The sequence below is a fragment of the Rhizobium sp. 01N447_2 genome (assembly GCF_056399245.1).
Genome location: NZ_JBFTQY010000021.1, coordinates 1 through 23,454, shown reverse-complemented (window position 1 = coordinate 23,454; position 23,454 = coordinate 1). Strand labels below are relative to the sequence as shown.

The 23,454-nt window shown below is 60.9% G+C and carries 19 protein-coding genes; 10 read left to right on the top strand and 9 right to left on the bottom strand.

Annotation, left to right across the window (positions count from 1 at the left end):
- Window positions 1-32 precede the first annotated feature (32 nt).
- From AC1ECN_RS17055 to AC1ECN_RS17040, 4 genes are all read left to right on the top strand, one after another.
- On the top strand, window positions 33-1,679 hold the full coding sequence (locus AC1ECN_RS17055) for an acetolactate synthase large subunit (protein ID WP_164070671.1): 1,647 nt from the start codon (window positions 33-35) through the stop codon (window positions 1,677-1,679).
- A 1-nt stretch (window position 1,680) separates the two neighbouring features.
- Window positions 1,681-3,072, top strand: a complete 1,392-nt coding sequence (locus tag AC1ECN_RS17050; protein WP_164582350.1) for an aldehyde dehydrogenase family protein — start codon at window positions 1,681-1,683, stop codon at window positions 3,070-3,072.
- A gap of 307 nt (window positions 3,073-3,379) precedes the next feature.
- On the top strand, window positions 3,380-4,504 hold the full coding sequence (locus tag AC1ECN_RS17045; RefSeq protein WP_477953614.1) for a metallophosphoesterase family protein: 1,125 nt from the start codon (window positions 3,380-3,382) through the stop codon (window positions 4,502-4,504).
- Window positions 4,501-7,128, top strand: coding sequence for an AAA family ATPase (locus AC1ECN_RS17040; RefSeq protein WP_130726020.1), 2,628 nt, complete (start codon window positions 4,501-4,503; stop codon window positions 7,126-7,128). Before AC1ECN_RS17045 ends, AC1ECN_RS17040 begins: the two co-directional genes overlap by 4 nt.
- Window positions 7,129-7,140: 12 nt before the next feature.
- Here AC1ECN_RS17040 and AC1ECN_RS17035 read toward each other — a convergent pair whose 3' ends face one another.
- The 8 genes from AC1ECN_RS17035 to AC1ECN_RS17000 all read right to left on the bottom strand — a co-directional run bounded on the left by AC1ECN_RS17035 (window position 7,141) and on the right by AC1ECN_RS17000 (window position 15,787).
- Complete coding sequence (locus tag AC1ECN_RS17035) at window positions 7,141-8,409, bottom strand: MGH1-like glycoside hydrolase domain-containing protein (RefSeq protein WP_130687363.1); 1,269 nt, start codon at window positions 8,407-8,409, stop codon at window positions 7,141-7,143.
- Between the two features lie 21 nt (window positions 8,410-8,430).
- Complete coding sequence (locus AC1ECN_RS17030; protein WP_130726019.1) at window positions 8,431-9,489, bottom strand: ABC transporter ATP-binding protein; 1,059 nt, start codon at window positions 9,487-9,489, stop codon at window positions 8,431-8,433.
- Between the two features lie 13 nt (window positions 9,490-9,502).
- Window positions 9,503-10,360 (bottom strand): carbohydrate ABC transporter permease, encoded by an 858-nt coding sequence (locus AC1ECN_RS17025; RefSeq protein WP_018071360.1) that lies wholly within the window; start codon window positions 10,358-10,360, stop codon window positions 9,503-9,505.
- A complete protein-coding gene (locus AC1ECN_RS17020) occupies window positions 10,357-11,208 on the bottom strand; it encodes a carbohydrate ABC transporter permease (RefSeq protein ID WP_130726018.1) in 852 nt (283 codons plus the stop codon). The genes AC1ECN_RS17025 and AC1ECN_RS17020 overlap by 4 nt, the downstream gene beginning before the upstream one ends.
- 72 nt (window positions 11,209-11,280) lie before the next feature.
- Window positions 11,281-12,555 (bottom strand): ABC transporter substrate-binding protein, encoded by a 1,275-nt coding sequence (locus AC1ECN_RS17015; protein WP_130726017.1) that lies wholly within the window; start codon window positions 12,553-12,555, stop codon window positions 11,281-11,283.
- 42 nt (window positions 12,556-12,597) lie between these two features.
- Window positions 12,598-13,608 carry a LacI family DNA-binding transcriptional regulator gene (locus AC1ECN_RS17010; RefSeq protein WP_018493574.1) on the bottom strand — a complete coding sequence of 337 codons (1,011 nt, stop codon included), beginning with the start codon at window positions 13,606-13,608 and terminating at the stop codon, window positions 12,598-12,600.
- A gap of 146 nt (window positions 13,609-13,754) precedes the next feature.
- The gene (locus AC1ECN_RS17005) at window positions 13,755-14,078 is read right to left on the bottom strand and encodes an antibiotic biosynthesis monooxygenase family protein (RefSeq protein ID WP_024321472.1); all 324 of its coding nucleotides are present in this window, start codon (window positions 14,076-14,078) and stop codon (window positions 13,755-13,757) included.
- A gap of 173 nt (window positions 14,079-14,251) precedes the next feature.
- Window positions 14,252-15,787, bottom strand: a complete 1,536-nt coding sequence (locus tag AC1ECN_RS17000) for a sensor histidine kinase (protein WP_130698700.1) — start codon at window positions 15,785-15,787, stop codon at window positions 14,252-14,254.
- A gap of 362 nt (window positions 15,788-16,149) precedes the next feature.
- Between AC1ECN_RS17000 and AC1ECN_RS16995 the strand changes: the two genes are divergently transcribed.
- The 3 genes from AC1ECN_RS16995 (at window position 16,150) to AC1ECN_RS16985 (ending at window position 19,246) form a co-directional block, all read left to right on the top strand.
- Window positions 16,150-17,964, top strand: a complete 1,815-nt coding sequence (locus AC1ECN_RS16995) for a putative bifunctional diguanylate cyclase/phosphodiesterase (RefSeq protein ID WP_130726016.1) — start codon at window positions 16,150-16,152, stop codon at window positions 17,962-17,964.
- A gap of 84 nt (window positions 17,965-18,048) precedes the next feature.
- A complete protein-coding gene (locus AC1ECN_RS16990) occupies window positions 18,049-19,008 on the top strand; it encodes an HD-GYP domain-containing protein (RefSeq protein ID WP_477953608.1) in 960 nt (319 codons plus the stop codon).
- Window positions 19,009-19,072: 64 nt separating this feature from the next.
- Complete coding sequence (locus AC1ECN_RS16985; RefSeq protein WP_245483719.1) at window positions 19,073-19,246, top strand: hypothetical protein; 174 nt, start codon at window positions 19,073-19,075, stop codon at window positions 19,244-19,246.
- A 43-nt stretch (window positions 19,247-19,289) separates the two neighbouring features.
- Here the strand turns inward: AC1ECN_RS16985 and AC1ECN_RS16980 are convergent, their stop codons facing one another.
- Complete coding sequence (locus tag AC1ECN_RS16980) at window positions 19,290-20,156, bottom strand: helix-turn-helix domain-containing protein (protein WP_130687358.1); 867 nt, start codon at window positions 20,154-20,156, stop codon at window positions 19,290-19,292.
- A 99-nt stretch (window positions 20,157-20,255) separates the two neighbouring features.
- Here AC1ECN_RS16980 and melA point away from each other — a divergent pair, with 99 nt between their 5' ends.
- The 3 genes from melA to AC1ECN_RS16965 all read left to right on the top strand — a co-directional run.
- Window positions 20,256-21,572 (top strand): alpha-glucosidase/alpha-galactosidase, encoded by a 1,317-nt coding sequence (gene melA, locus AC1ECN_RS16975; protein ID WP_130687357.1) that lies wholly within the window; start codon window positions 20,256-20,258, stop codon window positions 21,570-21,572.
- Window positions 21,573-21,763: 191 nt separating this feature from the next.
- On the top strand, window positions 21,764-22,558 hold the full coding sequence (locus AC1ECN_RS16970) for a DeoR/GlpR family DNA-binding transcription regulator (RefSeq protein WP_024321466.1): 795 nt from the start codon (window positions 21,764-21,766) through the stop codon (window positions 22,556-22,558).
- Window positions 22,555-23,454: N-acetylglucosamine kinase (locus AC1ECN_RS16965; RefSeq protein WP_477953604.1), on the top strand; the 900-nt coding region annotated here is incomplete at its 3' end. The genes AC1ECN_RS16970 and AC1ECN_RS16965, both read left to right, overlap by 4 nt.

Below are 23,454 nucleotides of genomic sequence, written 5' to 3'. Positions count from 1 at the left end.
AGCCTCAAACCAAACAGCACAGGCACAAATCCATGACCAAAGGCTCCGATCTTCTAGTGGCAGCGCTTGAGAACGAAGGTGTCGATCGCATCTTCGGCATTCCCGGCGAAGAGAACCTCGACGTTGTCGAATCCATCCGCAAGTCGTCGATTGAGCTCGTGCTCACCCGACACGAGCAGGCAGCCGCTTTCATGGCCGCGACCTATGGCCGCCTGACAGGAAAGCCCGGTGTCTGCCTGACGACGCTCGGGCCCGGCGCCCTGAACCTCTCGACGGGTGCCGCATACGCCCTGCTCGGCGCGATGCCGATGGTGATGATTACCGGTCAGAAAGGGATACTCTCGTCCCGCCAGGCGCGGTTCCAGGTGGTCGACGTCGTTGCGTCGATGAAGCCGCTGACCAAGCTCGCAAGGCAGATCGTGTCGCCGCAGATGATCCCGACGACGGTCAGGGAGGCGTTCCGCATCGCCCAGGAGGAAAGACCGGGGCCGGTGCATCTCGAGCTTCCGGAAGATATCGCGGCCGAAGAGTGCCAGGAGGTGGCGCTGATTGCGCCGCATCAGCTCGAACTGCCGACGGCAAGCGATGCGGCCCTCGATCGCGCTGCCGCCCTCATTGCCGCAGCCAAACGTCCGCTTCTGATGTTCGGGGCCGCCGCCTCCCGTCCCCGCTCGACCTCCGACATCGCCCAATTCGTGATCCGCACACGCATCCCGTTCTTCACGACCCAGATGGGGAAGGGAACGGTGCCGGGTGGAACCGAACTTTACATGGGCACCGCCGCGCTGTCGGAGCGGGATTATGTCCATGAGGCCATCGAACAGGCCGACCTCATCATCACGATCGGTCATGACACCATCGAGAAACCACCGTTCATCATGGGCAAGGGCGGCCCGAAGGTCGTCCATATCGGATATCAGCCGGCGACCGTCGAGCAGGTCTATTTCCCGCAATCCGAGGTCATCGGCGACATCGGCCCCTCGCTGAAGGCGCTGGCGGATCGCCTCGAGGGCAAGCTACCAAACGCGCAGGCGCTTCTCCACCTGCGGGAGCGCATTCTCGAGCGCATCGCCGCACGAGCTACGGAGGATCGTTTCACCCCACAGCGGCTGGTCCACGATATAAGAGAAGTGATGCCGCATGACGGCATCCTGGCGCTCGACAACGGCATGTACAAGATCTGGTTTGCCCGCAACTACCGGACGCGGATGGCGAACACGCTGCTGCTCGACAACGCCCTTGCAACGATGGGAGCCGGACTGCCGTCGGCGATGGTTGCCTCGATGCTATACCCCGAGCGGCGAGTCATGGCGATCTGTGGTGACGGCGGCTTCATGATGAATTCCCAGGAACTCGAGACCGCCGTCCGGCTCAAACTCAACCTCATTGTCCTCGTGATCGAGGACAATGCCTACGGCATGATCCGCTGGAAGCAGGCGGTGGACGAGTTCCCGGATTTCGGGATGACCTTCGGCAATCCCGACTTCGTGAAATATGCCGAATCCTATGGCGCCAGGGGAACCAGGGTCGACGATATCGGCCAATTCAAACAGGTGCTCGAAGAGGCATTCGCCGGCGGCGGCGTGCATCTGGTGAACGTTCCTGTCGACTATTCGGAGAACGAACGCGTGCTGGTGAAGGAGCTTCGTGAACGGCTCCCCCAGATATTGGAGGTCTGAGATGCCGCTTGCCATGAAGGTCTACCAGGCGTTCGACCGCGAACCGATTGCAGAGCTGCCGGCCGATGACGCGGTCGCACTCGAACGCAAGCTTCAGATCGCCGCCACCGCCTTCGCCGATCGTGACGGCTGGCTGCCAGCGCATCAGCGGATGGCGATCCTCAGAAAGGCGTCGGCGCTTTTGCAGGAGAACCGCGATCGTTTTGCGATGATGATCGCCCGTGAAGGCGGCAAGCCGCTGACGGATGCGATCATCGAGGTGACGCGCGGGATCGACGGCCTCCTCAATGCGGCAGACGAGCTGCGCAATTTCGGCGGCAAGGAAATCCCCATGGGGCTGACTGCAGCCAGCGCGAACCGATGGGCGTTCACCACCAAGGAGCCGATCGGCGTCGTGGCGGCGATATCGGCCTTCAACCATCCGCTCAATCTCATCATCCATCAGATCGCGCCGGCGATCGCCGTGGGTTGCCCGGTGATCATCAAGCCGGCAGCGACGACCCCGATTTCCTGCATCGAGATCGTCAAGCTGTTCTGGGAGGCCGGTCTCGACGAACGCTGGTGCCAGACCCTCATCACCGAGGACAATGCGCTTGCCGAAGCCTTCGCAACCGATCGTCGCGTCGCGTTTTTGAGCTTCATCGGTTCCGCCAAGGTCGGCTGGTACCTCAAGAGCAAGCTGCCGCCGGGCACCCGATGCGCGCTTGAGCATGGTGGAGCAGCACCCGTCATCGTCGACCGCAGCGCCAATGTCGATGCGATCGTCGGCACCATCGTCAAAGGCGGCTATTATCACGCCGGGCAGGTCTGCGTGTCGGCCCAGCGTCTCTTCGTGCACGAAGATATTCTGGCTTCCTTCACCGAGGCGCTCGCTGCCAGGGTGGCAGTCCTGCATGTCGGTGATCCCAAGCTTGCGCAAACCGAGGTAGGTCCGCTCATCCTGCCACGCGAGGCAGACCGCGTCACGACCTGGATCAAGGAGGCGACGGACGCCGGAGCCAGACAGATCGGCGGCGGGCGGATGTCCGAGACGACACTTCTGCCTTCGGTTTTGCTGGACCCGCCTACTGAGGCGAAAGTATCCATGCTCGAGGTCTTTGGACCGCTGACCTGTGTCTACGGCTACCGCGACCTCGACGAAGCGATCCGCATTGCCAACTCGCTGCCCTATGCCTTCCAGGCGAGCGTCTTTTCCGCCGACATAGCGGTTGCTCTCAGAGCGGCAAAACATCTGGATGCATCGGCCGTTCTCGTCAACGACCACACCGCGTTCCGCACCGATTGGATGCCTTTCGCCGGACGCAGGCAGTCAGGATACGGGGTCGGCGGCATTCCCTGGACGATGGAAGAAATGGCCGACGACAAGATGGTGGTGTTCAACCAGGTGACTTAGGGGCAGCGATGATGGGATCAACTGTTCGATTTCCGTCGGCAGGTAAAACCCTTGGATAATAGACGATGCCTTCGCCGACGTGGTCGGTCACCGCGTCGGTATAATTCCTGTACGGCGACAGGATGGGTGTCGTGCACCGCTCAAAATTAGACAAACATTGGATAACCGCTTGCTCGGCCAGGATGGACTTGCCTCGCCCATAGCCGGGAGGCATGGTCTGCCTCGGAACAACGAATCACAGAACTGCGGACGAGAGGTCTTTGGCCATGTTCGAAAGCTCGCAGCGCGTCGCAAACATGGCTGATTAATGTTTTCCTTCCTGCACAGTTCGGACCTGCATATTGGCAAGCGATTTGGCAATCTTCCGGAGGATTTGAGAGGGCGCCTGCGCGAGGCGCGGCATGGCGTCATCGCCAGGCTTGCCGGTGCAGCACGAGAGCATGGCGCTGGTGTCATCCTGCTCGCGGGCGACACCTTCGATACCGAGACGCCGACGCCTGCCGTGCTTCGTCAGGCGCTTGGCGAGATGGCCCGGAATTCACCGCTGCGCTGGGTCCTGCTTCCGGGCAATCACGACTCGCTGCTGGCCGACCAGCTCTGGAGTGCTGCGCGCGGCGTGGTGCCCGACAATGTCATCCTGGCGACGGAAGCGGTGCCTCTTCCGCTTGGACCTGATGTCATCCTGCTGCCGGCGCCTTGCACGACCAGGAGGCCGGGTCGCGACCTGACCGAATGGATGACGGGCGCCGCCACGCCGGACGGCGCTATCCGCATCGGCCTCGCCCATGGCCCTATCCAGGAATTTTCCGAGGATGCCACGGCCACCAACGTGATTGCGCCGAACCGCGCGGCGCTGGCCGGCCTCGACTACATGGCGCTCGGCGATTGGCACGGATTGGTGGCGGTGGACGCCAGAACATATTATAGCGGCGCGCCCGAGCCGGACCGTTTCAAGCATGACCGGCCGGGGCAGGCGATGGTCGTTTCCATTGCCGGGCAGGGGGCGATGCCGACGACGACGGCGGTGACGACCGCCAGCTTTTCCTGGCAGACATTGCACCTTCCTCTGCTGGCATCGGAAGACGGTGTTGAAGTGCTGAAGGCCGCGCTGCCGGAACCGTTCGCGCGGCGACAAACCCTGTTGCGCGTCGCACTGTCCGGCCGTGCCCGGTTGAACAGGCGGACGGCAATGATCAGCCTGCTGGAGCAGGTCGCGCCGGAATTTGCGCATCTGGAGATCGATACCGACCTTCTGGGGACCGACTGCGAGAGCGATGATCTCGAGACCATCGACCGAGCCGGTGCACTGCGCGATGCTGCGGACTTGCTGCTTGCCGAAAGCCTCGACGAGGCCCGTTCCGGCGACGACAGGAACGTGGCGCGCCAAGCGTTGATCCGCCTGTTTTCCTATTGCGAGGCGATCGATCGATGAAACTCACCGCCCTTCGCCTCCACAATGTCAAACGCTTCGCCGGCCGCGGAATATCAGTTGAGGGAATCACCGACGGCGTCAATGTGCTGAGCGCCGCCAACGAACATGGCAAATCAACCTGTTTCGAGGCGCTGCATGCCCTGTTCTTCCAGCCGCACAGCGGCAACCCAAAGAGCGTGCAGATGCTGCGCCCCTATAGCGGCGGCAATCCAATCGTCGAGGCCGATGTCACGATCGAAGCCGGCCGCTACCGCCTGACCAAGCAGTTCCATAGCGGACGGCGCGCCAGCGTCACCGATCTCGGCAGCGGCCGGATCGTCGCCCAGGCCGACGAAGCCGAGGCTTTCATCGGCGATCTCATTTCCGGCGGTACCTCCGGCCCGGCAGGCCTGCTCTGGGTGCGCCAGGGCGTCACCGGCATCGAAAATCGCAGCAAGAGCGAGGAAGAGAACGACAAGCGAGTGCGCGAAAGCCTGCTGTCTTCGGTGCAGGGAGAGGTGGAGGCGCTGACGGGCGGACGGCGCATGTCGGCGGTGCTCGAAGCCTGCGAGGAAGAACTCAATCGCCTGGTTACAGCAACGCTCCGACCGAAGGCAGGAGGACGCTTTGCCGCCGCGCTCGAGGAGCGTGACCGGTTGCAGGAGGAGGAGGCGCGGCTGGCCAAGGAGGTGGAGATGCTGCACGGCGCACTCGACCGCCGCCGCTCAGTGCAGGCGAGACTCGGCGAACTGGAAAACCCTGATGAGGAGGCGGGCCGGAAGACCGCGATTGCCAATGCCCAGTCGGTGCTCGAAGCCGCTAAACTGCATGACAGGGAACTCAAAGCGCTCGATGCCGAGGCCGCCTTGGCCGCCAGTCGCCGCGATGAGGCGCAGCAGGCATTCGACCGCTTCCACACGGCATTGAACCGCAGCGGCGAACTCGCGCGGCGTTTCGCCTTGGCAGAAAAGGAGCTTTCAAGTGCAGCCGAGCGACGCACGGCATCGCTTGTTGAAAGCGAGGCTGCAACGGCGGAGGTGCAGGCGGCCGAAGAGGAGGAGCGGTTGAACCGTGAACTGCTTGCGCGGCTGGAGGCAGCGCTACGTTCACGCCACGCCGCAGAGCGCCTGGCCGAGGTTCGCCTGCGTCTCGAACAGGCGGAAGCCGCGCGGCAGCAGATCGAGGATGGGGAGGCCGCACATGCATTGCTCGCCATTCCAGCCGATGCGATCGAACAGCTTGAAGCGCTTGATCTCAAGATCGTCGGCTTGCGTGCAGCCGCCGCGGTTGGTCTTCCCACGCTCAGGATCGATTACCTGAAGGATGCCTCCGGATCAGTGAGCATGGACCGCCAGGCTTTGATTGGGGGCGAGGATAGAAGCTTTGCCGGGATGGCGAAGCTCGAAATAACAGGCGTCGGCACGCTGACCATCCATTCCAGCCGGCAGGCCGATCAGGACGGGACGCTGGAGGCCGCGGAAGCCACGCGCCAAACATTGCTTGCCAAGCTCGGTGTCGACAGTCTGCGGCAGGCACGACAGCGCGAAATTGCCGCGCGGGACAAGCAGGAGGAACTGGTGCGGGCGCGCCAGCGGCTCGCCGATCTCGCGCCGAATGGCATTGACGAGCTTCACCTCGACGCCGCACGCTTTGCCGAACTCAGCCAGGGTCCGGTCGAACTCGTCGCCAACCCGGAAGAGGTGCGTGCCGGTCTCGCGGATGCGACACGGCGCATCGAACTGGCGCGCAACCGGGCGCGGGAGGCGTCAGTGATGCGCACGGAAGCAGGCGATGCCACATTGCGCGCGCAGACCGAGCACGCCAGGCTTGGCCAGGAACGCGAGGCCATCGAAGCGGTCATCGGCCCCGAGTCCGGCCGAACTGAATGGCAGCAGGACCTTGTTCTCAAGCTTTCCAGCGCCAAAGAGCAGGTCGATGCTGTCGAACTGCGGGCCGAGCCTTTGCGCAGGGCGGGACGAGACCTCGCAGGTGCCGAGGCTGCCCTTGCCAGGGCGCGCTCGGTCGCCGACGCCGCAGGCCGCGAAATTGCCAGGCTTCGCGAGGAGCTTGCCGATCTCGGCGGTCAGATCCGCACCCGCTCGGACAGTGCGCTGGAAGAAAACTGGTCGGAAACGCGGGATTTTCTGGCAGCCGCGCGCGAGCAGGTGAAGCGTTTCGAAACGGAGGTCGGCGTGCTCGATCGCTTGCGCAAGGCGCTGACGGCGACGCGGGCGGCGGCGCGCGATCTTTATCTCAAGCCGGTCATGAACGAACTCGCCCCGCTGCTCGGCCTGCTGTTCGACGACATCTCGATCACCTTCGACGGCGACACGTTGCTGCCGCAGATCGTGCGCCGCAACGGCCTGGACGAGGATGTCGACCGGCTGAGCGGCGGCATGCGGGAGCAGCTCTCGGTGCTGACCCGCCTTGCATTCGCACGGCTGCTTGCCCGCGACGGCCGGCCGGCGCCTGTCATCCTCGACGATGCGCTTGTTTATTCCGACGACGACCGGATCGAGCGAATGTTCGATGCGCTGCACCGCCAATCGCGCGACCAGCAGATCCTCGTCTTCTCCTGTCGCCAGCGCGCCTTCGCCAAGCTGGGCGGCAATGTGCTCACCATGCAGCCATGGCAGCCGGATTAGAAGGTTCCACACTCAGGCGGGGACTGCTCCTCGCTCAAGCCACAGATAGGCGGCAGCCGTCCAGGAAAAGCCGAGGCCTCCGCAGCCTTGGCCGGTGACCGGGTCGAAATATTCGGCAAAACCTTCCGTCTCGATCGCTGCGATGGTGGATTGCCGCAGCTCTTCGGCGACATCCGTGTAGCCATTGCGCTTGAGGCCGTCGATCAGCAGCCAATTGATGATCGCCCAGGCGGGGCCGCGCCAGTAACGCTTCGGCTCCCAGCTCGCAATGCCAGGCTTCGTCGTCGGAAAGGCGACCTTTAGATCCTTGGACCAGACCTTCATTTCCGAAACCAGCGCTTCGGCAACCTGCCTGTCGAGGTCCAGCGAGAGGAGGGGGATGAAGCCGGCTTGCGTTGCAGCCTCGACATCTTCGCCGGAGATCAGGTCTCGCGAGACAAAGCGGGCAAGGTCCGGCCGCCATTGGGCCATCATCGCCTTGCGGCTGCGGTCGTTGAGGGCGGCGATCTCGATCGCGTCCTGCGTCCGGCCGAGGAGGCGGGCGAGGTGTTCGAGGTCTTCGCCGGCCTTGAGCAGGATGGCGGTTGTCTGGATCTCGGCGACCTTGAAGGACGCCTTTTCCCATTGTCTCGCCGGATCCCAGCCGCAGGCGGCATAGGTATCGACCAGATGAATGAAGCGGCGGTAATCCTCGTCGCGCGGACGCATGTCGGCATCGACATGGCCGGTATCCTTGCGCACGACGGGGGTGTCGGTGGTGGTGGGCACGCGGGCGAGCGCGATGTCCCAGGCCGGAGAATTGTCGCTGCCGCTTTCCCACGGATGCAGAAGCGCGACGAGCCCGGTGCCATCGGGATCACGGGCGGAATACCACCAGCGATGCCATTTCAGCGCCGCCTCGTAGAGTTGCAGGGTGCGCTCTTCGGCGCCTTTGCCGGCAGCTTCGTGCAGCTTGCGCAGTGCGATCGCGAAGACCGGCGGCTGGGTTATGCCGGATGTCGGGATCGTATGGTTTGTGCGCCAGACGTTCGGCCCCGGGAAATAGGTTTCGCTCGGCGCATGGAAGACGATATGCGGGATCATTCCATCAGCCCATTGGCCTTCGACCAGCCGTTCCAGCTCGCGATAGGCGCGATCGATATCGTAGAGCGCGAAGCCCATGGCGACGAAGGCGGAATCCCAGTTCCACTGGAAGGGATAGAGCCGGTCGGTCGGCACGGTATAGCCGCCGCGATCGTTGGCGGCGAGGATGCGCTTCGCCTGGTCGGTATGCGTGTTCATTTCGGATGCTCCGGTATATTTTTAGGCCAGGACGGACGGAAAGGACTTGCCGCTTTCGGGGGAAAGCCAGGTGATGCGCTTCTGGTCGAGCCTCAGGCCGATCGTATCGCCGCTTTTCACGGTCTCCGAAGCCGGCAGGATGACGCGCACCGGCTGGTCATGGATCGAGCCGGTCAGAAGCAGGTGCGAGCCCATCGGTTCGGCAACGCGCACCCGCATTTCGAGACCTTGCGGCAGTGGCGCGAGTTCGACCGCCTCGCCACGCAGGCCGAGGATCACCTCATTGCCGGATCCCTGCGGCGCGACAAGCTGTTCGGCGCCTGCCGCCACCTGGCTGTTTGCGACCGGCACCTTGATGAAGTTCATCGGCGGGTTGCCGATGAAGCCGCCGACGAAACGTGTCGCCGGGTGATTGTAGATTTCGACCGGATGGCCGACCTGCTCGACCACGCCGCCATGCATGACGGCGATGCGGTCGGAAAGGCCCATGGCTTCCGTCTGGTCATGGGTGACGTAGATCGTCGTCGTGCCTGCCGATTGCAGCACCGTCTTGAGTTCGGTGCGCATTTCCAAGCGGAGCAGCGCGTCGAGGTTCGAAAGCGGCTCGTCCATCAGCAGAACCTTTGGTTCGACGGCAAGGGCACGAGCGACCGCGACGCGCTGGCGCTGACCACCGGAAAGCTTGTTCGGGTAGCGGTCGAGATATGGCTCGATATGCAGGAGGCCGGCGGCCTTCTCGACCTGCGCCTTCACTCTGGCGTCGTCGACCTTCTGCATTCGCAGCCCGAAGGCGACGTTCTCATAGACCGTCATATGCGGAAAGACGGCGTAGTTCTGGAAGACCATCGCAAGGCCGCGATCCCGGGGTGCAAGGCCGATCACCGACTTGTCGCCGATGCGGATATCTCCCGATGTAGCCGTCTCGAGGCCGGCGATGATGCGCAGCAGCGTGGTCTTGCCGCAGCCGGATGGACCGAGCAGCGAGACGAATTCGCCGTCGTTGATCGTCAGCGAGACCTCTTTCAGCGCCTGGAAGGCTCCGAAGCTCTTGCGGATGCGGTCGATGACAATGTTGGCCATGTCTCTGGTCCCGTTACTTGGAGGAAATGCCCCAGATCGCGAAGAGGTAGCGCCTGACCGCGAAGATGAAGACAACCGAGGGAAGGATGAGCATGAGGCCCCCGGCAAAACGGTAATGCATCGGGCTTTCCGACAGCACGGTCAGCAGGTAGGCGGTCAGCGTGCGGTTGCGCACCGTCAGCACCGAGGCAGCAAAGACCTCGTTCCATGAGATGACGAAGGCAAAGACCGCGGTTGCGACGATGCCGGGAAGCGCCAAGGGTGCCACTACCTTGAAGAAGGCCTGGATGCGGGTGCAGCCGAATACCCAGGCGGCTTCCTCCAACTCCTTCGGTACGCCGAGGAAAATGCCCTGGGTGACGAGTGCGGCGAAAGGCAGCGCCAGCACCGTATGGATCAGGCCGACGCCGAGGATCGTATCGTAGAGGCCGAGCCGGATGAAGGAGACCGTCAGAGGCAATGCCAGGATTGCCAGCGGGAAAGCGCGGGTCAGCAGCACCAGAAGGCGGTAGCTGTCCTTGCCGCGGAAATCGTAGCGGGCGAGCGCGTAACCGGCCGGCGCGCCGAGCAGGATCGAAAGCGCCACCGTGATGCCGGCTGCGCCCAGCGAATTGAGGAAGGACTGGACGACGCCTTCGGTCTTCAGGAAGAGAATGAAGGGCTCCAGCGATATGCCAGTGGGAAGACCGGTCTTCGGCCAGATGTAGACGCCCTGGCGTCCGCCGAGGGCGCCGAGTGCGACGAGATAGATCGGCACCAGCACCCAGGCGCAGAGTGCGGCGATGCCGCTCCACAAAAGCCAGCGCCGTGAGGAGACGAAGCCGGCGGTGTTGGGGGTGTCCGCGGTAGTGCTGATGGTATCCGTGGTCATGGCAGGCGCTCCGGATCGACCTTCAAGGCTTTGAGATAGATGAGCGTGGCGGCAAGCGAGATGATCATGATCAACACCGCGTAGGCGGCGGCGACGCTGTAATTCTGGTTCTGGTTTTGCCAGTTGTAGGCCTCGCCGACGAGGACCGGGAAATTGCGCCCGCCGAGCGCATAGACCACCGCGAAGACTTCGAAGGCGAGCACGGTGCGCAGGATCAGCGCCGATTGCAGGGCGGGGCGGATCAGCGGCAGGGTGATGCGCCAGAAGCGCGTCCACGGACCAGCCCCGAAGATCTCGGCGGCTTCCTTGAACTCCTTCGGAACCTGGTTGAGGCCGGCGACGATGATGACCATGACGATTGCCGTGCCGCGCCAGATTTCGGCAACCGCAATCGCGAGGAAGAGCGCGACCGGCGTCTGGTAGGAGAGCCAGCTTGCCTGCCGGCTGATGATGCCGAGGCCAAAGAGCAGCGAATTCAGATAGCCGGTATTCTGCAGGATCGACAGCCAGACGAGACCGGCGGCGAGATCGGAAATGCCGAGCGGGATCGTCCAGATCCACAGGATCGTCTCGCGCCCGCGGCCGACCTTGGCGACCATCGTGCCCATGGCCAGCGCCAAGGCGATCTGCACCGGCACGACCGCGATCGTCAGCAGGAAGGTGTTCTTCACCGAGCGGTTGAAATTGATGTCGGTGACCATGCGCTCGGCATTGGCGAGCGATGGCGCGCCATTATCCGACACGGCCAGCCAGATCGTCTGCACCAGCGGCACGACGAACAGCAGCGCCAGGAAGGCGACGGATGGCAGGATCAGCAGATAGGGGATCCAGGGTCGGCTATTGGTCATCGGCTCCCGCCTCGACGAGCAGAGGGTTGAAAGAGCGCCCGGGCATTTCGTCCGGACGCTTCATGGGCCGATTTATTCGACCGGGCAGGGGCCATCGCTCTTGGCATCCGGCGCCCAACAGGCAGCTTTCGTATCGGCCATCAGCTTGGCCATCGTCGCGCCTTGGGCCTTCAGCACGTCTGCGACGGGCTCGTTCTGCAGCACGATGCGCTGGAAACTGTCCATGTAGACCTTGTTGAACTCGCCGCCCTTGTCGCCGAGGCCGACCGGGAGCAGCGAGATGACCGCGTCCTTGGAAGCCTGGGTGGCGGTGACGGCACCGGCGAGCAGGGCGACGCCGGCATCGAGATCCGGCGGCAGCTTGACGTTCAGCGTCGGGAAGAAGCCGACCTTGGAGGCAGTCAGGAGCTGCGTCTCCGGCATCGAAAGGTGCTCGATGACCTTTTCGGCGCCGGCCTTGTCGGGTCCACCCTTCGGAATGGCGAGACCGGCAACGACCGGCATATAGCCGCGGCCCTTCGGACCCGCAGGCGCCGGGAAGACGACATAATCGTCAGGTGCTGCGGAAATGGCATTCTTCAGGCGGGCGATATGGTCCCAGGCGACCATGACTTCGCCGGCAGCCAACGGCTCCTGCATGAAGTCATAGCTGGTCGAGTTCGGCGTGACATAGGCCCATAGCGCCTTCAGCTTCTCCCAGCCGGCGGCCGCATCGGCACTCTGGAAAGTACGCACGACGCCGCCGGTGAAGGAGGGATAGAAATAGCCCTGGAAATAACGCGCCATCAGGCCTTTCGGGCCGGCGGGAAAGCCGATCTGCGGCTGGCCTGTGGCCTCCTGCATATTCTTGCCCCACTCGATCAACTGATCGTAGTTCAGCGCGTTCACGTCGGCGCCGGCYGGCAGGTATTGCAGCGCTTCCTTCCTGGCGGCCATCACATAGGTCGCCTGCATCCACGGGATGTACTGCTGGGTCGACTTGCCGAGCTTGCCGAGGTCGAGCAATGACTGCGGCATGCCGCTCGCTGCCAGCTTCTTGGCGAGATCGTCAAGCGGTTCCAGTGTGTCCTTGTCGGCAAGCGGCGAGAGCTCGCCATGCAGCGCGCCGACGAGGCTGACGGTGTGCTTGCCGGCCTGACGTTCGGCTTCCATGCGCACCGCAAACTGCGGTGGTTCCTCAACCACGTAGTCAACCGAGCCGACGTCCTTCAGGAGCTCCTCACGGACGACGGTCGCCTCCTCGATCGGACGAAGCTGGGTGGACACGAAAACCGTCTGGGCCAGCACCGGCGAGGCGAAGGCCAGCACCGTCGAAGCCAGAATTCCAAGTGGTAGGATATGTTTCATCTTCTCCTCCTTCATTGTTCTTTGTTTGAGATGCACGGCTGTCTATGCCGCCTTGGCGGGACGGCGATGGCTGTCGCGATCGACGAATTCGATCGCGTGAAGCTCCTGGAGTTCTTCGGCAGGTTCGCCTGCAATGGCGCGCAGCAGCAGCGAGGCGAAGCTCGCGCCGAGGTTTTCGCCGGTCATGCGCATGGTGGACAGCGGCGGGCTTGTGAACGCGCCCATCGCCAGGTCGTCATGGCCGACAATGCTGATCTGGTTGCCGCCATCGACCTCGCGCAGCGCCCGGAGCGCTCCGATCGCCATTTCGTCGGTGGCGCAGACGAGTGCGGTCGGACGCGAGGGTTGGCGCAGAAGTTCGAGTGCGGCGAGATAACCGCCCTGTTCCAACGGCGCGCCTTCGGCGCAGAGGTCGGTGGCAAGGCCGCATTCCTCCATCGCCGCCCGCCAGCCACGGCAGCGGTCATGTGCGAAGTAATATTCCTGCGGGCCGGCGATGTGGCCGATACGGCGGTGGCCGGCAGCATGGAAGCGCAGCGTCGCGGCCCGGAAGCCGGCAAAACCGTCGCCGTCGATATAGGGATGGGGCAGCAGGCTTTCCGTGCGGCCGTTGGTGACGAAGGGAATGCCGCGCGACTGCAGAAATTCGACGCGCTCGTCCTTCCGTTTGGTGCGGACGAGAAGCATGGCGTCGACGCGACGGCCATCGACGAAGCGGCGGCAGATGTCGAGTTCGCTCTCGCCACGCGGCACCGGCGCAATCACCAGATTGAGGCCGGCAGCGGCAAGATGTTCGGCACAGCCGGACAGCATATCGAGGAAATGCGGAGGACCGATATGGCCGGGATCGCTCGGCAGCGTGACGGCAACGAGCTCGGCGCGCTGCCTGCGGAGGCGACGGGCCGAAGCATTCGGCCGGTAGCCGACCTTGTCGGCGGCCTCACGAACCCGTTCGCGCGTGGCGGCCGACACATCGGCATAACCGTCGAGCGCACGCGACACCGTGGTGATCGACAGTCCGAGCGATTGCGCGAGTTGTTTGAGATTAGCCAAGATCTTCCTCCCGAAGTGAGAAAAAGATTCTCCAAAACGTTTTGGGAGTCAAGCCAAAACGTTTCGGATGTCGTGCCGACGTCGTGCCTATGATCTTCCAACACCAGCAGAGAGCTCGCAGAGACATGCGAAGAGGCGGGCTATTTTCAGCGCAGCCTGGGCGGGACCACTATCTTGTGGATCTGGATACGCTCGGGAAGTTCGCAAAGTAGTTCTGCGTCTCGCTTCAGATGATGAACCTGCCGTGGATCGCCTTTCGTAAACGCGGTCATCGATTCCATATCCGCCCAGTACGAAATTGTCGTGAACCAGGTCTCATCCTCACGGTCTTCGCGCAACAGTTGAACGTCGAGTGCTGTCTTTAGCAGTGGAGGAATTCCCTCTGCGCTGTTGTAGGCTTCATACTCATCAGCGAGTTCCGGCTTCGTGCGGCCACGCCAGATACGAGCTATGGTTGGAACTTTCGTCATGTTCTGCTCCCGGTGACATCTGAACTCAGCAAAGCCGACGCGAGGAAATCCCGCGCGAGCGGCAGGGCACCTGGAAAATGTGTCGCCCCAGCTCGATGAAAAGTGTTCCCGATGCAGCGGRGATAACCGAAGGCTTGCTTTGGGCAGCAAGGTGGCTTCGAATGAGCTCTCGCTCAATCGGTCAGCTTGAGCGTTGCCGTAAACTGGGTCCCTTCCAGGCGATTGTATCTCGCCTCGCCATGCAGTTGATTGACGAAGGCTTTAATCAGCCGCGTCCCCATCCCGGCGCTGTCCGATCGGCCATCGAATCCAATCCCGTCGTCAGCGACGGTAAGTTGGGATTCCTCTCCATCCGTCATGCGCAGCATGACGCGAATGTTTCCGGATGCCCGGCCGTCGAACGCGTATTTCATGCTGTTGGCAATCAACTCGTTGAGCAGGAGGGCAAACGGCGTTGCCCTGTCTGCTGCGATCACGATGTCGTCGATTTCAAAGTCAACGGAAACGGCGCGACCATGGACGTCGACGAGCGTCCTGACGAATGATGGAATGAATTCTCGAGCAGATATTCCGCTAAACTGGTCGAAGCCGTACATCTGCTCGTGAACTGCGGACATCGCAGAGATCCGCTCATTTAATTTTTGAACGGCCTCCGGTTCAAAACCCTGCAAGCGCAGCAGGGCCATCACCGTCTGCAGGTTGTTCTTCACGCGATGGTGTATCTCGCGCATGAGCGTTTCATTCGATCGCAACGCATCGGCAAGCTGCCTTGTGTGCAATGTGTCCACCTTGATGAGGTTCTGAATCCACAATGCAGCTGCCAATGCGCCGACAAGGGCGAAAGCGACCAGCAAAGCCGCGATTTTGGCATCCTCCCAAAAGGGCTGCATGATCACATGGATATCTGCCGAAGCAATGGCCACAAAAGGGGTGCGTTCGAGGATTCGGTATCCGACCAGGCGGTCTTCATTGTCGACTGGCGACACGGAGCGATATGTGCCTGATGTCGCCTTCCTCATGTAGTCGGTAAACAGCTTGTGGTTTCGCATATCGACTGGTCCGGCGGGTTCCGGGTATCGGGCGATAAGTTGCCCGTCGCGTCTTATGAGGCTGACAATCGAGTTCTCGCCGATCGCGACTGCGTCCCATATTGGCCTTAGGATGCTCGCGTCGAAGGCAATCACGGCGACGCCGGCGAACACGCCATTTCGTTCGAGCCTGCGGCTGAAGACGAATATCTGCCGCTGGGAAAGGCGGCTGATGATCAGCGGGGACGTATATTCGTCCGCACCGTTTCTCAGCCGAACGAAGTAGTCGCGGTCTGTAACGTTGATCGGCCGGATATTGCGGTCATTTGAATAGAGCGTTTCTCCATCGGCCCCGATGATATAGGCAGTCGCCTGAGGAGGAAGGTCATAGACGGCCGCGTCGAGATCGCGCACGCGGTCCGGGCCGGGCAAAGATGTACTCGGCCCCAGAGCATCATCAATTCGATGCAGGGTCTCCCGAGCAAGGGAATTCAACCAATTCGCGTTTGCTGCAACGATTTTGGAAGCGGCGCTGACACGCTCATCGCCCCGGCGAACAGCTGTCTCGTAACTGGATATGAGCCAGAGCGACAAGAGGGTGGTCAGTGACAGAAACATCAGCGCGATGATCGCGAGCGATGCTTTTCCCACGGAGCCAACGTATTTATCGCCACCGATCATCTTTTAGGCCAATTTCCATTGTGCGGCGATAGCCAAAACATTGCAACGCATTCCGAACCATATCCGATAAGCTGATTTCTGACTCTCGAAAATTATGCAGTGCTCACTGACTCGGCGCCCTCAAGGGCACGACTGAGGATTGTATTTCATAATCGTCTTTAGAGAATGACCGTGACATCGGTCAATCTTACTCCGTTCGAGAAGGAGGTCAGAATGGTGGCGAACACCTTTCGCACGCGAAGCTCGACACGACAGGTCCTGAACTGATCATTCGGCGTCTATTCGATCAAAATCTAATCAACGGCGTAACCTGATTTGAAAGTCGGTTTGGTACGGAGGGTCTCCTTCCGGGAAGTGACGTCATGATCCTTGAGTTGCAGAATGCCATTCTGGAAATGATTGCCAAAGGGGAACCGCTGGCAACTACGATAGAGCAACTTTGCCTCAAGGTTGAGGCCGCCGTTCCTGGGATCATCGCTTCGGTGCTGACGTTCGACGGGAGCCGTCTTCACACACTCGCTGGCCCCTCCCTTCCGTCTCACTATTCAGCGGCGGTCGACAATCTTGAAGCCGGTCCTCTTGCGGGCTCCTGTGGCGCTGCTGCCTATTTCGGAGAAGCGGTCGTTGTCACCGATATCGAGACTGATCCGCGTTGGCAGGATTTCAAGTCCCTGGTCCTTCCGCTGGGGTTGAAGGCTTGCTGGTCCAGCCCGATCAAGCGTGGCGAGCGGGTGATTGGTAGCTTCGCCTTCTACTATCGAGACCACCGCGGTCCAAAGGCCCTCGAACGGGACCTCGTCGACGCTTGTGTCCATCTCTGCACAATCGCCATCGATCGCGAAGAACGGGTGATGGAACGTCAGCGGCTGACATACAGCGACGCTTTAACAGGGCTGTCGAATCGCGCTCGTTTCAACCAGCTTCTCGCCGAAGAGCTGCCTCGATCCCGGCGCGCCTGGGGCATCTTGCTGGTGGACATCGACAACTTGAAACTCGTGAACGACACGTTCGGGCACGCAGCCGGCGACGCATTGATTCAAGTGGTTGCAGACCGGGTCGCCACGACAGCAGGCTCCCAAAACACGTTTAGGCTCGGTGGAGATGAGTTCGCTGTCATTGTGTCGGACGACAAAGACCTTGATCTGAATGCGAGGGCAACAGACATCTTCAAAGCGTTGTCCTCTCCTTCGACGTGCGACGGTCATGTCGTCTTTCCCGCCGCGACGATTGGCGGTGCGTTGGCAGAGACGGAAACAAACCCTGACCAGATCCGCCAGAACGCCGATGTGGCGCTCTATCATGCGAAAGAACACAACCGTGGTCGGTACGTGCAACACTATCCCGGCCTGGGCACTGCCCTGACCCGACGCTTCAGGGCGGTTCGCGATGTGGGTGTCGCCCTGGAAGACGATCGGATCGACGCGCATTACCAGCCGATCTTGCGCCTCGATACGCGGGAAATCGTCGGTTTCGAAGCCTTGTGTCGAATGACCACGCCTTCCGGCGAAATCATAGCCGCAGCGCATTTCCATGAGGCGACGAAAGACGCCCATATTGCTGCTGAGCTCACTCAACGCATGTTGGTCAGGGTTGCAGGGGACATCCGGAGCTGGCTCGCCCGGGGCCTTCCTCTCCAACATGTCGGCATCAATCTGTCCGCCGCAGATTTTCGCGGCGGTAATCTGCAAGACAGGCTGTGCCGTATTTTCGGGGAAGCAGAGGTTCCTCTCGAGCACATCATCCTCGAGGTGACGGAATCGGTTTATCTCGGGCAACGGGACTATGTCGTAGCGGACGAGATAAAGGCTCTTCGGTCCAAGGGCTTGCGGGTTGCCCTCGACGACTTCGGCACGGGCTACGCGTCTTTGACCCACCTGCTGACGGTGCCGGTCGACATCATCAAGATCGACAAGTCCTTCATCGACCGCATGGTGCCGGGCGACGCAGGGACTTTCATCGTCGAGGGCCTGATCGGAATAGCTCACAAGCTGGGAATCCGGGTCGTCGCAGAAGGGATTGAAACAGAACCCCAAGCTGTTCAATTGAGCCAGCTCGGCTGCAAGCTCGGACAGGGCTATCTGTTTTCGAAAGCAGTCGATCGAACGGTTGCCGCGGCCATTTTAGAGCAGCATGGACAACGGCTCAACCAAGACAAGACCCGTGCCGGAGCCCTATAGCCTGAGCGAGGTTTTCGCGCTCGGGCCAGCCCCGGATACCTGAGACTACGCTTGAGTACCAAGATCATTTTGAACGGATCAGAGATGCGAAAACGGATACATGTCAGCCAATTGCGGGTCGGAATGTATGTCGAGGACGTCGAAATTGAGGGAGAAGACAGGACACGTCGGTTCAAGCCGTTCCTGATCTCGGCCGCCGGTCAGGTCGATAGTTTGATGGCAAGCCGTCTGATGACGGTCGTTATCGACGTCGGAAAAGGCGCGGATGTCGATCCGGGCGGGCCGCAGGACATCGACCGGACTGCGTTTGACGCCCAGCTTCGTGCCGTGTTTTCGGCAAAGGATATCAAGCAGGCGAGGGAATGCGTCGAGGATACAAGACCGCAGATCCGTCAAATGCTTGCCCACGCCAGGATCAAAGCCTCTTTCGCCAGTGATGCGGCAAGCGCAGCTGTGGAGCGGATCATGTCGGCAGCCTTCGACAACGCCGGTGCGCTGATCGCAGTCGCAAAGCTGAAGGAAAAAGATGAGCTGACGTTCCTCCACTCGCTGGCGGTAAGCGCGTTGATGATCACCCTAGGGCGCAGCCTCGGTCATGGAGAAGAGGATGTGCGGGTATTGGGACTGGGTGGACTGGTTCACGATCTTGGAAAAATGGCGCTTCCGGACGAAATTTTGGCGAAACCCGGTAAGCTGACGGCCGAGGAAATGGATCTTGTGCGCGGGCATCCTCAGCGGGGGTATGAGCTGGTTTCTCATGTCGCGCATGTCCCAAAGCAGGTGCTCGACATTTGTCGCTATCACCACGAAAAGTTCGATGGCTCGGGCTATCCTGGCCGGYTCGCCGGAAAGAAGATCCCTTACGTCGCCCGGCTTGCGGCGATTTGCGACGTTTACGAAGCGCTGACCACGATCAGGCCGTATAAGCGCGCCTTCTCGCAAGCAGAGGCGATCAACATGATGATGAATTCGCCGGGCCATTTCGATAGCCAGCTTCTTTCCGCATTCGTGTCAAAAATGGTGATCAGCGGCACGCTCCACTAATGCCGTACGGCGGTCGCACTGGGTGACCATGGTCAGAAGTGATATTCTGCTGGCAGGGGCGATCTTGCTTTCCGCGATCATCGTTGGTGGCGCGATCCTCATCCGTCCCTCCGATTTTGATCGATGCCTGGCGGTTATTTCCGCCGAGATCTATCGCCGGGACCAAACGGCGACGCTGGATCCGCGCGAGGTCGAAGCGCAAGCCGCACGCATCTGCTCAGGTGGTGAGCCGAAATAGGGGAGCACCCAGAGCCATCACGACCTCATCGGTTTGAGTCCCATCAAGGTGCCGGAGTGTTCTTGGAGTTCACCGCTTCTCGGAAATGACGGGGTGTCGTACCCGTTCGCTCCTTGAAAATTTCGTAGAAGCGACTGCTGGAACCGAACCCGCAGTCAAAACCGATCTGGAGGACCGGAACGTCCGTGTCTGTCAGAAGCTGCATCGCCCGGGCAATCCGATGTCGGGTCAGATATTCGTTGACCGATATTCCCAAAACCTCTCGGAAAGCGCTGTTGGCGGTGCTTGGGTGCATTCCCGCAAGCTTTGCGAGATCGGGTACGCTTGTCGGATCTGCGTAGCGGGAATTGATGAGATCGATCAGCAGCTCGACGCGTCGCACCGCGTGRCCGGCCAACGATGTCGGAGAGACATACGTTGGCGAATTGTCGCTTTCAGCATTGTCCAGGATCAGACGTCGTATTCGCAGTCGTACTTCCTCCACGACCAGTTTCCGTCTTGCCGCACTGCCGCTCTGCCATTCCTTTTCCCAACGTGGGAGTGTCAACGCATCCATTGTTTCCGGATTTGCTTGCGCCAGAAACCTCCCCTGCATGATCGACTGCCTGGCCTTTCTGTCCACCGGCAGACCAAGGAAATCGATAAGGGGGAGATAGAGGCATACGAGTGGCGCGTTTTCGGCAACAGCGATCGTCTGATGCGGAATTGCGGCCCAGAATAAAACCAGGCGACCGGCCTCCACCTGTTCCTGCCTTCCATTAAAAAGGTAGGTCATCCGGCCTTCCATGAGCAGGTTTAATTCAACGTGGTCGTGCCAATGCGGTGCGGCCATCGCATCAGCGATGTGGCGCTCGATCAGGAACTCCCCTCGGGATCCAATCCATTCGCCGCGCCTTTGGGTATGTTTCATTTGCAGAAGACTCGAATCCCGGAATTAATGGCCCGATGCCAGGAAGAAATTCTGATCTAGAAGGAGCAACAAGCAATCACAACCGATGGGGAGATTGCAATGCCGAAGATTTGCCTGGTAGGCGCTGGTAGCACCGTTTTTGCCCAGAACATTCTGGGAGATGTCCTGTCCTCGCAGAGAGGCGGCGACTACGTCATCAGCCTCTTCGATATCGATCCAGAGCGACTGAAGACGTCAGAGATCGTCGCTCGCCGGATCTGCGAGTCGCTTAAGCTTTCAAGCGTCAGGATCGACGCCACCCTCGACCGGCGGGAAGCGCTGCGCGGGTCTGATTTCGTCATCCTCATGATGCAGGTCGGCGGCTACAAGCCGGCGACCGTCACGGATTTCGACATTCCAAAAAAATATGGCTTGCGTCAGACGATCGCCGACACTCTTGGCATCGGCGGCATTTTCCGCGGTTTGCGGACCATACCAGTCCTTGAGGCGATCTGCCGAGACATGCAGGAGGTTTGCCCGCGGGCTCTTCTGATGCAGTACGTCAACCCGATGGCCATCAACTGCTGGGCAATCAAGGATCTGGCCCCGGAAATCCGCACCGTCGGCTTGTGTCATAGTGTGCAGCACACAGCCGCGCATCTCGCGCAATGCCTCGGCGAGGACATTGCCGACGTGAATTACGTTTCGGCTGGGATCAATCACATCGCCTTCTTCCTGAAATATGAGAAAGTTCACAGCGACGGACGACGGGAAGACCTTTATCCGAGACTGAACGCTCTCGCCGCCGATGGCCGCGTTCCGCCGGACGATCGGGTGCGGTTCGATGTGCTCAAACGGCTCGGCCACTTCGTCACCGAATCCAGCGAGCATTTCTCCGAATATACCTCCTGGTACATCAAGGAAGGACGAGGGGATCTGATCGATCAGCTCAATATCCCGCTGGACGAATACATCCGGCGCTGCGAAGTGCAGATCAAAGAGTGGCATGCCCTGCGCAAGGAACTGGAAGGCGACAAGCCGATCGGGGTGTGCCGCAGCAACGAATATGCCGCCGGTATCATTCATGCCGCGGTCACTGGCAACCCGGCGCTGATATACGGCAATGTCCCAAACAACGGCCTGATCGAGAATCTACCCGATGAATGCATCGTGGAAGTGCCTTGCCATGTCGATAGAAACGGAATTCAGCCGGTCCGGGTCGGTCGGATCCCCTCTCAGCTTTCCGCCGTCATGAACTTGAGCGTTTCCGTGCAGCAGTTGACGGTCGAGGCGGCTCTTACAAGAAACCGCGAGCGCATCTACCAAGCCGCTCTGCTCGATCCGCATACGTCTGCGGAATTGTCTCCAGACCAAATCTGGAACCTTGTCGACGACCTGATCGATGCGCACGGCGATTTGCTGCCGAAATATCAGTGAGATCCCGCGGATAAGCCAGCCACAAGCGCATGGCAGTTCATTCGTTTCAGGCGCGCCGTGAATTCACGGCGCGTCTTTTTTCATTCCAGCCATCATCCAATAAATCAAAAAACGTCATAAAATTGATTGACACTGATCATTTGAAATGAAAATGTGATCGAAATTGGGATCGATCGTGAGGGAGATTTTCGTTGAGCCAAGCAGTCGGAGTGAAGGTCGATCGGCTGGATGCCATTCGCAGCCACCTCTACGCGAACGGCTTTTCGACCATCCAGGCTCTTGCCGATGCGATCGGGGCATCGCTTGCCACGGTTCGTAGAGACTTGCAGATCCTTGAGCAGGAGGGGGCCATTGATCGTGTGCATGGTGGAGCGCGCATTGCCGAAGGATCGTCGGTTGAGGTTGCATTTCAGGAGCGGGAAAAACGCCATCTATCGGCCAAGCGGGCGATTGCCACCGCGGCCTACGATCTGCTTCATCCGCGCACGGCAATCTTTCTCGACGCAGGAACGACCGTCCTGCAGCTTGCGCGCCTCGTTCGCATCAACCCCATGCCGCTCAGGATATTCACCAACGGCCTGACGGTAGCGCAGGAATTCCTGAATATTCCGAATTTGGAGGTGGTGCTTCTCGGTGGTCAGTTGCGTAGCGAGAATGCATCGCTTGTCGGACCTCAGGCAGAGGCAATGCTGGAAACATTATGGTTCGACCAGCTCTTTCTTGGCGCCAGCGCCATTAGTGCCGACGGTGCGATCTACAGCGTGGACAGTGCGGAAGCGAGCCTCAACCGGCGCATGCTGGCTCGGTCGGCCAATCGTTTCGTCTTGGCCGATTCCTCGAAATTCGGAACCACGGCGACCTACAAGGTCGCGCCGCTGGACAACGCGAAAGTCATCACCGATTCCGGGCTTTCGCGCCATTGGCGCGACGAGCTTGTCAACTTCGGCGTCGACGCAACGATCGCGGATCTGAGGGCGAAAGAGTGAGCGACGCGCTGATCCTCGGCATCGACGGTGGCGGAAGCAAGGTGCTGGTTGCCCTCGCGGACAAGCGTGGCCGAATATTGCGGCGTTCCCGCGGCCATGGCGTCAATCCCATGGACAATCCGAATTGGCTCCAGGAGCTGGAGCAGCATCTCCTTCCCTTTCGCGATGAAGGAAATCTGGCGGCCGTCGCAGCAGCACTGCCCGCCTACGGCGAGGTTGAGCGCCTGTCGGCTCTACAGCGCGATGCGATCGAGCGCACGTTCCCAAACGTCCACCGGCGCGTCCTCAACGATGTCGACGCCGCCCACCTTGGCGCTTTTGCGAGCAAGCCGGGTATCCTCATACTTTCCGGCACGGGTTCAATGGCATGGGCGCGTAATTCCAAAGGCCAGTCGGCGCGCACCGGCGGCTGGGGAGATCTCATCGGTGACGAGGGCAGCAGCCATTGGATCGGGCAGAAGGCGCTCAATCTCGTCAGCCAAAGCTTGGACGGGCGTGCTCCGGCAACGGCTCTCGCAAATGCCCTGTTTGACCACCTTCGCATCGACTCGAACAATCCCATGAATGGGCTCGGCGATTGGGCCAGCTCCCTGGCGAACCCACGGGCGGACATTGCAGCAATTTCGGCCCTCGTCGATCAGATCGCACTTGGCGGCGACAAAGGGGCGATCGGGTTGATCGAGCAAGCGGCCGATGAACTGGCGAAGCATCATGAGGCAATTGCCGGCCACTGCGATCCGGGTGCCGACTGGACCTATGCTGGCGGCACTTTTTCGAGCCGGCTGCTTTTGGAGGCGCTTGAACGCCGAATTGGCAGGCCTCCGGCTTTGCCGAAACTTCCCCCGATTGGCGGCGCGCTCCTGGCTGCCGCCCAGCTTCTCGACTGGCCATTGGAC